Source organism: Brevundimonas sp. AVps7, assembly GCF_058681545.1.
Window position 1 is genome coordinate 2,008,517 of sequence record NZ_CM178742.1, and the last position, 14,310, is coordinate 2,022,826.

Below are 14,310 nucleotides of genomic sequence, written 5' to 3' on the forward strand. Positions count from 1 at the left end.
CATGATTGATAGGGGAGATTGTCACAGCGGAATATTATCGTGCTTCTTCCACGGGTTCGACTGCTGTTTGTTCTTCAGCGTCCGTAGCGCCCGGATCAGCCGCCGCCGCGTGCCGTGCGGCATGATCACGTCGTCGATATAGCCGAGCCCCGCCGCGACGAAGGGGTTGGCGAACCGTTCCTTGTACTCGGCCTCGCGCGCCGCCAGCGCCTCGGGGTCGCCAGCCTCCTTGCGGAAGATGATCTCGACCGCGCCCTTGGCGCCCATGACGGCGATCTCGGCCGAGGGCCAGGCGTAGTTGACGTCGCCGCGCAGGTGTTTGGAGCTCATCACGTCATAGGCGCCGCCATAGGCCTTGCGCGTGATCACGGTCAGCTTGGGCACCGTGGCCTCGGCATAGGCGAACAGCAGCTTGGCGCCGTGCTTGATCAGGGCGCCGTACTCCTGGCGCGTGCCGGGCATGAAGCCGGGGACATCGACGAAGGTCACCAGGGGGATGTCGAAGGCGTCGCAGAAGCGGACGAAGCGGGCGGCCTTGCGGCTGCTGTCGATGTCGAGAACGCCGGCCAGGACCTGGGGCTGGTTGGCGACGATGCCGATCGGCTGGCCGTCCAGACGGCCGAAACCGCAGACGATGTTCTTCGCGAAATCGGCGCCGATCTCGAAGAAGTCGGCCTCGTCGACCGTCTTCAGGATCAGCTCCTTGATGTCATAGGGCTGGTTCGGATTGGCCGGGACCAGGGTGTCGAGCGAGGCCTCGTCGCGGTCGGGGTCGTCGTAGCTGTCGCGGACCGGCGGCTTCTCGCGGTTGGACAGGGGCAGGAAGCCGATAAGACGGCGGACCTCCGACAGGGCCTCGAGGTCGTTCTCGAAGGCGCCGTCGGCGACGCCCGACTTGCCGGCATGGACGCGGGCGCCGCCCAGGTCCTCGTGGCTGACCACCTCGTTGGTGACGGTGCGGACCACGTCGGGGCCGGTCACATACATGTAGGAGGTGTCCTTCACCATGAAGATGAAGTCGGTGATCGCCGGGGAATAGACGTCGCCGCCGGCGCACGGGCCCATGATGACGCTGATCTGGGGGATGACACCCGAGGCCAGGGTGTTCTGGAGGAAGATGTCGGCATAGCCGGCGAGGCTCTCGACCCCCTCCTGGATGCGGGCGCCGCCGGCGTCGAACAGGCCGATGATCGGGGCCCCGTTGGTCAGGGCCATGGTCTGGAGCTTGACGATCTTGGCCGCATGCGCGCCCGAAAGAGAGCCGCCGAAGACGGTGAAATCCTTGGAGAAGACATAGACCAGACGGCCGCCGATCGTGCCCCGTCCGGTGACCACGCCGTCGCCGGGGACGCGCTGGTTCTCCATGCCGAACTGGTGCGAGCGGTGCTCGACGAACATGTCGGTCTCTTCGAACGAGCCCTCGTCCAGCAGGACCTCGATCCGCTCGCGGGCGGTCAGCTTGCCCTTGGCGTGCTGAGACGCGATGCGGGCGGGGCCGCCCCCCTGACGCGCGGCTTCGCGCCGGGTTTCGAGCTGTTCGAGGATGGCTTTCATGGGGGCGGTCTCCGTGTCGCTCTGGATTAGCGGGAGCCGCCGTGGCGCGCTAGAGCCGCCCCTGCTCCGCCAGCTTGTCGACCATCCAGGCGCGGGCCGAGGGGATCGGCTTGTTCTGGGGGTGGAAGACGAACTGCTCGAGGAAATGGCCGGTCAGGTCGAGGCCGGAGCGCACGTCGCCCTCGGACAGGCCCGCCTGGGCGCCCAGCATGAAGGGCGGCAGGGTCAGCAGCTTGTCCGCATAGGGGGCGCCGGCCTCGCGCGACACGGCGCGGCCGGTGCGGGGGCTGACCCAGATCAGGTCGTCCATCGTGCCGGTGACGGCGCAGCGGCTGAGGTCCAGGCCGAAGCCGAGATCCTCCAGCAGGCCCGCCTCGAAGCGCACGAAGATGGCGGGCCAGACGGACGGGATCTGGAAGGCCGCCATCAGGGCCTCGAAGGCCAGGAAGGCGCCGGGATGGGGCTCGCGTTCCGGCAGGGCGCCCTGCGCCACCGCGGCGGCGGCGGCGAGGCCGGTCAGGGCCAGGCCATCGTCGAACAGGGCGCTGGGCCCCTCCCCGACCGACTCCAGACGGGCCGAGCCGAGATGGTCGCTGGTCCGGGCGCGGTAGTCGGCGATGACCCGCGCGCCGGGCTGCAGGAAGGGCTTCATGCGCCGCGACGCACCGCCGGCCACGAAGGCGGCGTGACGGCCATGGGTCTCGGTCAGCAGGTCGACGACCACCCCGGTGTCGCCATGGGCCCGCGCCGACAGGACGAAGGCCTCTTCGTGGAATTCCATCAGGGCGCCGGGTCTTCCCTGGCCGCCTCGTAGGTCTTGATGATGCGGGCGATGGGGCTGGCCAGGTCGTTGGGGACGGCGAGGCTGAGGACGTACTGCTCGATCTTCCAGCCGTCGTCCGTCAGCCGCATGACGCCCGAACCGCGTGTGCGGCCGTAGCTGTCGTTGGTCAGCTGTTCCTCGAACCAGGCGATGCAGCGGCACTCGATCGGAGCGAGGGTGATGACCCGCGACGTCGCCGGATAGGACCAGCCCTGACCGCGCGCGAAATAGGGGCCGACGTAGCCGCGCAGTTCTTCCAGCGTCCAGTGCTCGCCCGCGTCCGTGCCCACGAACCGGGCTTCGGGAGCATAGAGGGCGAAATAGGCGTCGGCGTCGGCGGCGGCCGAGGCGACGTTCAACTGGTCGAGGACGGCGGCGACCTCGGCCTCGGGCGTGGCCTGGACGGCGATGGCGAGTGCGATGGCTGCGAACATCAGGGCCTCCGAAGGGTGAACCCCAGTCGTAACCCTACTCGCCGCTTTCCGGAACCGGATAGGTGTCAGGCTTCAGTACCTTCGACAGGGCGATCAGGTTGCGGGCCGCGTTGCGGCCCACGCGGTCGGACCAGTCGTGGCCCTGATCGGTCTCGATATAGTCGGGGCCCGGTCCCGGGCCGAGGTGCCAGTAGGTCCAGCTCTGCGCCGGGATGGTGAAGCCCATGTCGATCAAGCCTTGCGAGATCGTCGCCACGATATGGTGGGCGCCGTCCTCATTGCCGGTGATGACGATGCCGGCGACCTTGCCGAAGGCGACGGGGCGGCCGGTGTCGTCGGTCTCTCCGAACCAGGCGTCCATGCGTTCGAGGGCGCGGAGGGCGACGCTGGACATCTGGCCCAGCCAGGTCGGGGTGGCGAAGACGACGATGTCGGCGGCCTTCAGCTTCGCATCGACGTCGGGCCACTGATCGCCGTCGCCTTCGTCGGCGCTGACGCCGGGCTTGATGTCGAGATCGACCAGCCGGATCATCTCGACCTCGGCCCCGCCCTTCTCCAGCTCGGCGATGACGACCTTCGCCAGGGCCTCGGTGTTCGAGACGCCGGGCGAGGGCTTGAGGGTGCAGTTCAGGACGACGGCGCGCATGGGGTTCTCCGGGCTGGGTCGAGAGAACGGACGGTGATTGAGCCTGTTCCCGGATGACGAAAGAAGAGGAACCGCATTTAACCGGACGGTTGACAACACGGTCCGATCAGAGCATTTAACCGATCAGTTCAACACGAAACCCGCCATGCAGACCGACCCCCTCTCCGCCAAGTTCGCCGCCCTGGCCGACCCGACCCGTCGGGCCATCCTGGCGCGGCTGACCGAGGGCGAGTGTTCGGTCAGCGATCTGGCGGAACCGTTCGACATGAGTTTGCCGGCGGTCTCCAAACATCTGAAGGTGCTGGAGAAGGCCGGACTGATCTCTCGCGGCAAGGAGGCCCAATGGCGCCCTGCCCGACTGGAACCGATGGGCCTGAAGGGCGTGGCCGAGTGGCTGGAACACTACCGCCGCTACTGGGACAAGAGCTTCGACCGCCTGGAAGATTATCTGCGCAAGATTCAGAAAGGAAACGACGATGGCAAACGAAACTGAGACCAATCCCTGCGATACGGACGGCGCCGCACACGCGTTTGAACTGAAGCTGGAACGCCTCATCGACGCGTCGCCGGAGAAGGTCTTCAAGGCCTATACCGACCCCGCGATCCTGAGCCAGTGGTTCGCGCCCAAGCCCTGGAAGGTCGTCGATCCGATCATCGAACCCCGCGTCGGCGGCCGCTTCAACTTCACCATGCACGGCCCCGATGGCGAGGTGTTCCCGAACAGCGGCGTCTTCCTGGAGGTGATTCCGAACCGCCGCATCATCACCACCGACGCCTTCACCTCCGAGTGGAAGCCGGCCGGCCAGCCCTTCATGGTCGCCCAGGTCGACATGGAGCCGACCGCCGACGGCAAGACGAAATACACGGCCGTCGCCCGCCACTGGAACGCTGACACGATGAGGCAGCACGAACAGATGGGCTTCCACGAGGGCTGGGGCACGGTCGCCGACCAACTGGCCGAAATCGTGAAGACGTTCTGACATGGCGCAGGTCGAAACCCTCCTGCCGCCATTGCCGACGCTGCTGGAGCGCCGTCTCGACATGAGCCGGACGTTCGATGCCCCACGGCCGCTCCTGTGGGCCGCCTGGACCCGGCCGGAGATGCGGGTTCACTGGATGGGCCCGGTCGAATGGCCGATGGTGTCAGGGACCAACGACCTGCGCGTCGGCGGCGAATGGCGGGCCTGTCTGCGGTCGGTCGAGACGGGCGAAGACCTCTGGCAGGGAGGTCACTACCGCGAGATCGACGAACCCCGGCGGCTGGTCTTCACCTTCAAGTGGGACGAAAGCCACGAGGACGGACCGCCGGCCGACACCCTGGTCACCGTCGAACTGCATGAGACGGCGGACGGCCAGACCCGAATGGAGTTCACACACGAGGGCCTGAAGTCCGAACGCAGCCTGACGGGCCACACCCACGGCTGGACCTCGACGCTGGACAGGCTCGAGGCGTGGCTGGCCGCCAACCCGGACTGACCATTTCAAGGAGGAGCCACCATGAAGATCGTGACGAGTCTGAGCTTCGCGGGAAATTGTCGTGAAGCCTTCGAGTTCTACGCCAAGGTTCTGGGCGGCGAGATCACCGCCGCGATGCGGTACGGCGACGCACCGCCCGAGATGCACATGCCGCCCGAGATGAAAGACTGGCTGATGCACTGCTGGCTGCAGGTCGGCGACCAGGCGATCATGGGCTCCGACATGCACTCGGACTGGGCGACGAAGATCAATGAGCCCAAGAACGGCTTCGACGTGACCTTCCATTCCAGCAGTCTGGAGGAAGGCCAGCGGGTGTTCGACGCTCTCGCCGAAGGCGGCAAGGTGGGGATGGCCTTCGGCGAAACCTTCTGGTCGCCCGGGTACGGCAGTTTGACGGATCGGTTCGGTATTCCCTGGATGGTCAACGTATTGCCTGCCGAAGGCTGGAAACCCGGTTCATGAGCGGCCTGACAATCTGGACCTATGACTGGGTTCCAGAGATGCCGCGAGGCTTCGTGCGCGATCTCAGACTAAGGTGGGCGTGCGAGGAGGCCGGGTTCTCCTATGCAACCGGGACCGTTCCCTTCGACGGCCGAGGGCCCGAGCACCTGGCTCACCAGCCGTTCGGCCAGATCCCGTTCCTGAGCGACGGTGCACTGGAGGTGTTCGAGAGCGGAGCCGGGCTGCTGCATCTGGCGAAAAAGAGCGACGCCCTGATGCCCGGCGATCCGGCGGGAGAGGCGGCGACGGTCCAATGGATCTTCGCCGCGCTCAACTCCGTCGAGATGGTCAGCGTGCCCTGGTGGTTCCTTAAGATCACGGGAACCGCAGACAATGGACTGACGGACTGGCTGAGTAAGCGTCTCGGCCACATCGAGACGGTTCTGAAGGACCGGGAGTGGCTGGCGGCCGGACGGTTCACGGCCGCCGACCTGCTCATGGCGGACGTCTTGCGCGTCCCGGACGTCCGCGCGTTCGGGGACCGACCCGCGACCGAGGCCTATGTGGCCCGGATCACCGCGCGGCCGTCTTTTGAAAAGGCCCACGCTGACCAGATGGCTCATTTCGCGGTCGCCGATGCCGCACGACGAGCTTGAACGATGAAGGCCTCGCCCATGGTCTGGACCGGCCGCATGCTAACCGGTCTGTTCGCCCTGTTCATGCTGGGCGCCTCGGTCACCCCCAAGTTCATGGGCATGCCGATCGCGACCCAGACCCTCGTCGATCTGGGCTGGTCGCCCGACTGGGTGCTGCCAATCGGGCTGATGGAGTTCGGCTTCCTCGCCCTCTACCTCTATCCACGCACCAGCGTGCTGGGAGCGGTCATGATGACCGGCCTGCTCGGCGGGGCGATGGCGACCCAGGTCCGCGTCGACAGCCCCCTGTTCAGCCACCAGCTTTTCAGCCTCTATCTCGGCCTCGTCATGTGGGGCGGGCTGTGGCTGCGGGACGAGCGGCTCAGGTCGCTGTTCCCCTTCCGGCGCTGAGATGGAAAAGTTCGCCGCCGCCAGCCCTGACGCCTATGTCGCCGGCCTGACCGGCTGGCAGAAGGACCGGGTCACCGAACTGCGCGCTGCGGTCCGGGCGGCGGGATCGATGGACGAGGTGATCAAATGGGGCCACCTCGTCTACCTCTCGAACGGACCGGTCTGCCTGATCCGGGCTGAGGGCAAGCGGGTGCTGTTCGGCCTGTGGCGCGGACAGCGGCTGCTGGACCGGGAGCCGAAACTGAAGGCCGGCGGCCAGTTCGAGATGGCCACCGCCAGCCTCGTCGAGGGCGAGGCGCTGGCCCCCGCAACGGTCACCGCCCTGACCCGGGCGGCCGTGGACCTGAACGCCGAACTCGGCGATCCCACGAAGGCGGCCAAGCGAGCCTAGTCCGCCAGCGCCGCGGGGAACTCATGGCCTAGGGCCCCGCCCATGGCCTGCTGATGGGCATTTTTCGACAGCACGATCACGGCGGTCCGCGCATCGGGCGGCCATGTCACGATGTAGCTGCAACCCGACCCGCTGCCGGCATGATCGATCTCTCAGCCTTGAAAGGCGGGACGTGACTGCGTGACCGGCGACCTGTCCGCGACCGGGCCTGGCGGGAAACAACCTCAGGCGATCACGTCCGGGCCCATGGGATCGGTCGATCCACGGACGGCGCAAAGGCATCGGGACGGCGGACCCGAACCTGAGGACTTTCCATGTCAAAACCCGCCAATACCCTGGCCTTCACCCTTACCCTTCTCGCCGCTTCCAGTGCCGGTGCTGCAGCCCTCGCCCAGGACGTCCGTCCCCGACCCCAGCACGTCTTTTTCGGCGATTCCGATCTTGAACAGGGCAATTTCCAGCTCCTTTCGGGCGAGACGGAAGCGGACCTCGCGCCCTATTTCTGCGACGGCGGCCTGTGCCGGGACTCCAACGGCCCGGTCTGGGTTGAGCGACTGGGCCTTGAGATCCGTCCCGTCCTTTCCGGCCTTGTCGGGCGGGACGGCGTGAATTTCGCGGTCTCCGGCGCCCACATGACGGATCGTGGCTCCATCGACGGCACCGGAGTCGCCAACCAGATCGCCCTGTTCGCGGACATGGTCGAATCCCGACAGCTCACGGTCAGACCGGACGACCGGTTCTATCTCCATGCCGGATCCAATGATCTAACCCGCCTGCTGACTGGCGAGAGCTCTGATCTCGTGGGCGAGGCTCTGCTGGCGGCCACCAGCGCAAACATCGACACCCTGGCCGGGCTTGGCGCGCGCACGATCTATCTCGCTGACGTCCAGGACGTCTCGCGCCTGCCCATGCTGGCGGAGGTCACGCCTCAGACTGCCGCGGAAGTGTCCGGGCTGGTCGCCGGGATCAATCGGGAGCTGGACTCGATTGCTGCGTCGCGCTCGAACCAGTCGGTCCATATCGTGCAGGTCCGGCAGAACGCCTTCATCGACTATGTCGCCGACAACGCCCGGATGCTGGGGTTTGATGCCCCGCTCAACACCGCGTGTTTCGATGGCGAGACGCTTTGCACAACCGATCGCGCACAGCAGGACAGGTATGTCTTTTTCGATACCAACCATTTCAGCGGCCGGGCCCACGACCTGCTGGCGCGCTGGTACCTGGCGACCCGTGATGGCGCGGAAGGGCGCGCGGCGGAACCGGCCGCACGCCTGCCCGACCTGGCCCAGGCTGACCATTGGCTGGTTGCCGGCCCGGACGGACTGGATCCGGAACAGGTCGCCTCATCGGGCTTGAGTCTGAGCCTGAGCCCGCTCTACGGTCGGCGGGAGATGCGCTCGAACGGCAGCGCGCCTTCGCTGTCGCATTCCGCGCGCGGGGCCCGGATGACGCTGCAGTGGGTCGATCCCGGCCGCTCGCGGCTGGGGGTGGCCGCCGGCTGGGTCGGCGGGGAAGGGGATTTCGCAGAGGGCTCAGTGTTTGAAAGCCGCAACGGCAGCGTTCAAGCCTTCGCCGAGCACCGGTTCTGGGGTGTGGACGCGATCGCCCGGGCCTCCTATGCCTTGGGGACCTATGAACTGAGCCGGGAGACCGGACTCCCCGGCCTCATTGCGGAAGCAGAGTTCGACACGCGCACCTTCGGAGCCGGCCTGGCCCTGCGCCAGTCCTTCTCGCTGGGGCCCGTCCGCATGTCTTGGGAAAGCCGTGCCGACTATATGCAGACCCGTCTCGGGAAGACCGAAGAGCGCGGTGCAGATGGCCTCGCCCTGGCCTACAACAAGCAGACCCACGAACAGCTTGTTCTGGCTGACGATCTGGAAATGAGGTTCACGGCCTATCAGAGCGATCGGCTGGTTTTGGCGCCGTTCGCGGGCGTAACCATCTCGGACCGGGTTCTTGGCCGACGCCACGCGCTGACTTCCCGGCTGATCGACAACAGCGCACAGGCCGCCATCACCAGTTCGGGTCTGTCGAGCCGGTTGGGCGCGCAGGTGCGGCTCGGACTGGAGGCCTCGCTCGATGACCGCTGGCAGTTCGGCGTCAGCTATGAACGGGCTTTGGCCGGGGATGACCGCGACAGCCAGGTCGCCCGGCTTTCCATCGCAGCACAGTTCTGATCTGGATGCGTAGGTGGGGGGGGGGGTGTGGCTCGACTGCACCCTCACCTGCGGATCCCCCAGTGAAAACCAGCCCGAGCCCCGGAGGAGGATCGAGTGACCGTATCCGTTTCGTTGATCCTCAATGCCGTCGGACTTGGCGTCGTCGTGGCGAGCCTTGGTGCGTTCGCGGTCGCCCGCGGCGTCGGACAAAAGCCGGTGCGGCAGGCACGGTTGTGGATGGCCCTCTTCATCGGGCTCCTCGGCTATGACCATGTCGTTCAGCTGGCTGACGGCCTTGGCCTCATCACCCGCGCCCCGGTGCTGATCGGCATCGATTTCCTCCACCTGCCGCTTCTGGTCGCGGCCCTCTACATGCATGTCCGGCTGGTCACACCGACCGGGAACGCTGTCTCGGGTGAAGGGACGCCAGGGCCTGTCCTCTGGCCCTGGGCGAGTGTGGCGGGTCTGTGGGCGCTTCTGATCCCGCTGGTGTTTCTGGACGGAGACCTGAAACGGGCCGTCTTTGTGGAGGCGGCGTTCACGGGGGGAGAGGACCTTCCGGAGATCACCCAGGCCACCCTGCTGGTGGTCGCTGTTGTCGGCGTCCTGGTTTACTGGCTCGCCTGGCTCACCATGCTCGTCTGGGCCGGGGTGGCGATGGTGGGCCGCCTCATCCGGCGCGAGCGCTGGCTTCGCACACAGGTCTCGACCTTCGAGGGGCTGGGCCTTTCGCCCATCAGACGACTGCTTTGGCTTTGTGCGGCCGGCATTGCGCTGGTCATCATCGACCAGGTCCTCGTACTCGTCGGCGGGGCGGCCTGGCCGGAGTGGAGCTCGGACCTGTATGTTGCGATCCTGGCCCTGAGCTTTACGCTTCTAACTCTCGGCGCGGCTCTTGAACCAGAGCAGCCTCTGCCCGGGGGGGACGCCAGTGGCGATCGCACGAAAGCGGCCTACGCCCGCTCCGGACTGGACGAACAGGACTGTCAGCGGATTCTGGCCAGGATTGACCGGGCGATCCGGCAAGACGCGCTCTGGCGCGACCCGTTCCTGACCATGGCCACGCTCTCCCAGGCCTGTTCGGTCAAGCCACACCAGGTCAGCCAGGCGCTCAACGTCGGTCTGGGGCGGAACTTCTTTGACTACGTCAACGGGTTACGCATCGAGGAGGCCTGCGACCGGCTGGTGGCGGGCGCAGATAGTGTGCTCGTCATCAGCGAGGCCGTCGGGTTCAACTCCAAATCCACCTTCAACGCGGCCTTCCTCAAGCACAGGGGCATGACGCCCAGCCAGTACCGTTCAGTCCGGACCACGTCCGTTGACCGCGATCGAATTCAAACACTCCATGCGAAGCGAGCCTAGTCCGCCAGCGCCGTGGGGAACGCATGGCCGAGCGCCTCGGCCATGGCCTGCTGCGAAATCAGCAGGACCTGCTCCTGCTGGTGGTAGTTGTTCGACAGGACGATCACGGCGATCCGCTGATCTGGCTGCCAGATCCCGATGTTGCGGAAGCCCGACCAGCTGCCCGTGTGGTAGATTTCCCAGTCCTGGAAGGCGGGCGTGACCCGCGTGCCGAGCCGGTTGGCCATCAGGCCATAGCCCCAGGCCCGGTGCGGTCGCCCTCCCCGCTCGTTCGGCTGATCGGCCGGGGAATGGTCCATGATCATCTGGGCGTAGCTGTAGGGGCTCAGGACATGGCCGCTGTGCAGGGCCTGTTCCCATACCAGCTGGTCGTCCAGCGTCGAATAGAGGGCCCCGGCGCCCGCGACGATCGAGACGTTCGGATTGCGCTGGGCGGTCAGGCCTTCAGGAAAGGTCGCGTGGCCGGTGACGATGCCGAGGTCGGAGTCGTCGTCGAAGCCGGTGTCCTTCATGCCCAGGGGCTCGAAGAAGGTCGTGTGCAGATAATCGGCGAAGCGCTGGCCGCTGGCCTTTTCGACGATGGCGGCGGCCAGGTTGAAGCCGGCGTTGTTGTAGCGGACCTTCGTCCCCGGCTCGAACGACAGGCGGAAGAGCTTCGAGTCCTCGGTCAGTTCGTCGAGCGTTGCGGGTGTCGTGCGACGATTGCCCCAGCCGGGCCGGGCCATCAGGTCGGGGATGCCCGAGGTGTGCGAGATCAGGTGGTGGATCTTGAGCGGCGCCCAGGCGGCGGGGCACGGCTGGATCCACTGGCAGACCGGATCGCCGATGGTCAGCTTCCCCTCGTCCTGCAGCTTGAGGATGGCGGCGGCCGTGAACTGTTTGGAGATGGAGGCGAGGCGGAAGCGCGAGCCGATCCGCAGCGGCGCGCCGGTGGCGACATCGGCGGTCCCGTAGGCCTGGCGGAACAGGATTTCGTCGCCGCGCGCGACCAGGACCGCGCCCATGAACCGGCCGGCGTCCGCCTCGCGTTGCAGGCGGGCGGTCAGCTGCGGCAGGGCCTCGACGATCTCGAGCGGCGGGCGTGGCGACAGGGGGGCGAGCCGCGACGAGGCCGTCGGCAGCGGCTGACTGCTCAGGACGGCGGCGAGGCCCGCGCCGCCGATCAGGACGACGGCCGCGATCAGGCCGAGGAAAAGCCGGGGGTGGTTCCCGGCGGTACGCGGAACATCAAACATCGGGGCTTGGTAACGGGTCCGGACGATTCGTCACCCCGCACCGACGTTCACGCGGTCACTTCCGCGCGAGCGTCGGATCAGGCTCTAGGCGTTGAAGTCGAGGCCGAACTGGGCGTAGAGCGCGCGGCTGTCCTGCCATTTCGGATCGACCTTGACCGTGATGAACAGGTGGACCGGACGGTCCAGCAGTTCGGTCAGCTCCTCGCGCGACTTCTGGCCGATCCATTTCAGGGTCTGGCCGCCCTTGCCGAGGACGATCGGGCGCTGGCTTTCGCGCTCGACATAGATGGTCTGTTCGATGCGGGCCGAGCCGTCGGCCTTTTCGTCGAAGGCGGTGGTCTCCACGGCCGCCGAATAGGGCAGTTCCTCGTGGACGCGCAGATAGACCTTCTCGCGCGTGATCTCGGCGGCAAGGACGCGGATCGGCACGTCGGCGGACTGGTCTTCCGGATAGAGCCACGGCCCCTCGGGCATGCCGAGGGCGAGGCGCTGTTTCAGGTCGTCGACGCCGTCGCCCGACAGGGCCGAGATCATATAGACCTCGGAATAGACGCCGGTCTCGAACAGGTTGTGGGACAGGGCCAGAAGCGTGTCGCGGCGCATGCCGTCGATCTTGTTGAGCACCAGAATGACCTGGGTCCCGGTGGACTTCAGGTTGGCGATGATGGTCTCGGTGTCCTCGGCCGACTTGCGGTCGGCGCCCGTGCCGTCCTTGCCTTCCGAGGCGATGTGGGAGGCCGCATCGATCAGGTGGACGACGACGTCGGCGTCCGAAGCCCCGCCCCAGGCGGAGGCGACCATGGCGCGGTCGAGGCGACGGCGCGGGGTAAAGATGCCGGGCGTGTCAACGAGCACGATCTGGGCGTCGCCCTGGATGGCGATGCCGCGCACGGGAAAGCGCGTCGTCTGGACCTTCTGGGTCACGATGGAGACCTTGGACCCCGTCAGACGGTTCACCAGCGTCGACTTGCCGGCGTTCGGCGCACCGATGATGGCGGCGAAGCCTGCGCGGTTCTGCTGGGGGTTGGTATCGGTCAAATCACGCCTTCACGTTGGAGCATGGCCATGGCGGCCGCTTTCTCCGCGTCCTGACGCGAACGTCCGGGCGCGGTCAAGGGTTCGACCCCTTCGATGGAAACCTCGACCGTGAAGGTCGGGGCGTGGTCGGAGCCCGTCTGGCCCACGACACGATAGGTCGGCAGGGGGCGGCCAGCCCCTTGCGACCACTCCTGCAGGGCGGACTTGGGATTGTTCAGGGCGCGCGGGGCCGGCGTGGCCAGTTCCTCGGCCCAGGCGCGGTCGAACAGGGTCCGGGCGGCGTCGAGCCCCCCATCGAGGAAAACGGCGGCCAACAGGGCTTCGACGGCGTCGGCGACGACACCCTCCTTGCGACGGCCGCCGGATTTGGTCTCGCCGGGCGACAGGCGCAGGGCGTCACCGACCTTCAGACGCTCCCCCACACGACCGCAGGCGTGCTTGTCGACGAGGGCGTGCAGCCGCGACGACAGTTCGCCCTCGTCCGCAGACGGATAGTCATTGTGCAGCCGCTGGGCGACCAGCAGGCCCAGGACGCGGTCGCCCAGGAACTCCAGCCGTTCGTTGTGACGCGCAGGCTTGCCGGCGGCCTTGTCGGCCCCCTCCCCCACGCTGGAATGGGTCAGCGCCCGCTCCAGGAGAGCGGGGTCGCGGAAGACATGGCCGATGCGGTCGACCAACGCGGTCACCGCCTCGGCCCGTGCATTCGCCATCAGTCGAGGACGCGGAAGAAGCGGCTGGGCCGGACGTTGGCGAACCAGCTGACAGGGTTGAACAGCGAGGCCCCCGGCTCCCACGAGAACATGATGATCTCGGCCTTGCCGACCAGGTTCTCGTCCGGGACCAGACCCACGCCGGCGGATTGCTCCACACGGCTGTCGATCGAGTTGTCGCGGTTGTCGCCCATCATGAAGTAATGGCCGGCCGGAACCTCGTAGACCGGGGTGTCGTCCAGATCGCCGCCAGGGCCGAAGTCCTGGATCGTGATGGTCTTGCCGCCCGGCAGGGTCTCTCGAACCTGGGTCACCGGGCGCGGGCCGAAGATGTCGTTGACCTCGCCGGCGCTGACGACGACGTCCTGAACCGGCTGGCCGTTGATGTAGAGTTTGTTCTGGATCATCTGGACCGTGTCGCCGGGCAGGCCGATCACGCGCTTGATGTAGTCCGTCTTGTCGTCGCGGGGCAGTTTGAAGACGACGATGTCGCCCCGCTCCGGCGCGCGACCGAAGACGCGATCCTCGCCCAGCGGCAGGTTGATCGGAAGGCCCGACGAGAATTTCGAATAGCCGTAGGCCCATTTCGACACGACGATGTAGTCGCCCTCGTAGAGGTTGGGCTCCATCGAGGCCGACGGGATGGTGAAGGGCTGGAACAGCAGGACGCGCAGGACGAAGGCGATGGCCAAGGCCACGACCACCGTCTTGACAATCTCCAGCGTCTCCGAGGCGGCCGAACCGCCGTCGTCGTCGTCATCCTTGACGCGGACCTTGGCGGGGCCGGGGATCTTGACCTTGCGGTCGTCGAACGGGGCGTCGCCGGCGTCGCTCCAGATCGGGCGAGACGCGGCGGCGGCCGCGGCGGCGATCGGTGCGGCCTCGACGGGTGCAGACTCCCCGGCAACGGCGCTGTCGGCTTCGACTGGGAGACCGGTCTCAGAGGCGGCGAAGGCCGCTTCGGCGGCGTCGACGTCTCCGGCGCCCGCGACCTC

At 66.9% G+C, this 14,310-nt stretch carries 17 protein-coding genes; 9 read left to right on the forward strand and 8 right to left on the reverse strand.

Going from position 1 to position 14,310, the window contains the following annotated elements:
• Positions 1 to 21: 21 nt before the first annotated feature.
• The 4 genes from ACW17Y_RS10055 to ACW17Y_RS10070 are packed head-to-tail and all read right to left on the reverse strand — an operon-like array spanning position 22 to position 3,457.
• Positions 22 to 1,554, reverse strand: a complete 1,533-nt coding sequence (locus ACW17Y_RS10055) for an acyl-CoA carboxylase subunit beta (protein WP_492035577.1) — start codon at positions 1,552 to 1,554, stop codon at positions 22 to 24.
• A gap of 49 nt (positions 1,555 to 1,603) precedes the next feature.
• On the reverse strand, positions 1,604 to 2,335 hold the full coding sequence (gene recO / locus ACW17Y_RS10060; protein ID WP_492035578.1) for a DNA repair protein RecO: 732 nt from the start codon (positions 2,333 to 2,335) through the stop codon (positions 1,604 to 1,606).
• Entirely contained in the window at positions 2,335 to 2,811 is a 477-nt protein-coding gene (locus tag ACW17Y_RS10065; RefSeq protein WP_492035579.1) for a nuclear transport factor 2 family protein, read from the reverse strand. Before ACW17Y_RS10065 ends, recO begins: the two co-directional genes overlap by 1 nt.
• A 34-nt stretch (positions 2,812 to 2,845) precedes the next feature.
• The gene (locus ACW17Y_RS10070; protein WP_492035580.1) at positions 2,846 to 3,457 is read right to left on the reverse strand and encodes a flavodoxin family protein; all 612 of its coding nucleotides are present in this window, start codon (positions 3,455 to 3,457) and stop codon (positions 2,846 to 2,848) included.
• A gap of 37 nt (positions 3,458 to 3,494) precedes the next feature.
• Here ACW17Y_RS10070 and ACW17Y_RS10075 point away from each other — a divergent pair, with 37 nt between their 5' ends.
• From ACW17Y_RS10075 to ACW17Y_RS10115, 9 genes are all read left to right on the forward strand, one after another.
• A complete protein-coding gene (locus ACW17Y_RS10075) occupies positions 3,495 to 3,950 on the forward strand; it encodes an ArsR/SmtB family transcription factor (RefSeq protein ID WP_492035581.1) in 456 nt (151 codons plus the stop codon).
• Positions 3,934 to 4,437, forward strand: a complete 504-nt coding sequence (locus ACW17Y_RS10080) for an SRPBCC family protein (protein ID WP_492035582.1) — start codon at positions 3,934 to 3,936, stop codon at positions 4,435 to 4,437. Before ACW17Y_RS10075 ends, ACW17Y_RS10080 begins: the two co-directional genes overlap by 17 nt.
• Before the next feature lies 1 nt (position 4,438).
• On the forward strand, positions 4,439 to 4,933 hold the full coding sequence (locus ACW17Y_RS10085) for an SRPBCC family protein (protein WP_492035583.1): 495 nt from the start codon (positions 4,439 to 4,441) through the stop codon (positions 4,931 to 4,933).
• A 21-nt stretch (positions 4,934 to 4,954) separates the two neighbouring features.
• A complete protein-coding gene (locus tag ACW17Y_RS10090) occupies positions 4,955 to 5,395 on the forward strand; it encodes a VOC family protein (RefSeq protein ID WP_492035584.1) in 441 nt (146 codons plus the stop codon).
• Entirely contained in the window at positions 5,392 to 6,030 is a 639-nt protein-coding gene (locus tag ACW17Y_RS10095) for a glutathione S-transferase family protein (protein WP_492035585.1), read from the forward strand. Before ACW17Y_RS10090 ends, ACW17Y_RS10095 begins: the two co-directional genes overlap by 4 nt.
• A 3-nt stretch (positions 6,031 to 6,033) precedes the next feature.
• Positions 6,034 to 6,420 (forward strand): DoxX family protein, encoded by a 387-nt coding sequence (locus tag ACW17Y_RS10100; RefSeq protein ID WP_492035586.1) that lies wholly within the window; start codon positions 6,034 to 6,036, stop codon positions 6,418 to 6,420.
• A 1-nt stretch (position 6,421) separates the two neighbouring features.
• Positions 6,422 to 6,811 (forward strand): DUF1801 domain-containing protein, encoded by a 390-nt coding sequence (locus tag ACW17Y_RS10105; RefSeq protein ID WP_492035587.1) that lies wholly within the window; start codon positions 6,422 to 6,424, stop codon positions 6,809 to 6,811.
• A 314-nt stretch (positions 6,812 to 7,125) separates the two neighbouring features.
• Entirely contained in the window at positions 7,126 to 8,988 is a 1,863-nt protein-coding gene (locus ACW17Y_RS10110) for an autotransporter domain-containing protein (protein ID WP_492035588.1), read from the forward strand.
• A 96-nt stretch (positions 8,989 to 9,084) separates the two neighbouring features.
• Entirely contained in the window at positions 9,085 to 10,332 is a 1,248-nt protein-coding gene (locus ACW17Y_RS10115) for a helix-turn-helix domain-containing protein (protein WP_492035589.1), read from the forward strand.
• On the opposite strand, the gene ACW17Y_RS10120 is transcribed toward ACW17Y_RS10115, so the two are convergent.
• The 4 genes from ACW17Y_RS10120 to lepB form a co-directional block, all read right to left on the reverse strand.
• On the reverse strand, positions 10,329 to 11,567 hold the full coding sequence (locus ACW17Y_RS10120) for a serine hydrolase domain-containing protein (protein ID WP_492035590.1): 1,239 nt from the start codon (positions 11,565 to 11,567) through the stop codon (positions 10,329 to 10,331). The genes ACW17Y_RS10115 and ACW17Y_RS10120 overlap by 4 nt on opposite strands.
• An 84-nt stretch (positions 11,568 to 11,651) precedes the next feature.
• Complete coding sequence (gene era, locus ACW17Y_RS10125; protein WP_492035591.1) at positions 11,652 to 12,605, reverse strand: GTPase Era; 954 nt, start codon at positions 12,603 to 12,605, stop codon at positions 11,652 to 11,654.
• Positions 12,602 to 13,315 carry a ribonuclease III gene (gene rnc, locus ACW17Y_RS10130; RefSeq protein WP_492035592.1) on the reverse strand — a complete coding sequence of 238 codons (714 nt, stop codon included), beginning with the start codon at positions 13,313 to 13,315 and terminating at the stop codon, positions 12,602 to 12,604. Before rnc ends, era begins: the two co-directional genes overlap by 4 nt.
• Complete coding sequence (gene lepB / locus ACW17Y_RS10135) at positions 13,315 to 14,106, reverse strand: signal peptidase I (RefSeq protein WP_492038283.1); 792 nt, start codon at positions 14,104 to 14,106, stop codon at positions 13,315 to 13,317. Before lepB ends, rnc begins: the two co-directional genes overlap by 1 nt.
• Positions 14,107 to 14,310: the final 204 nt, after the last annotated feature.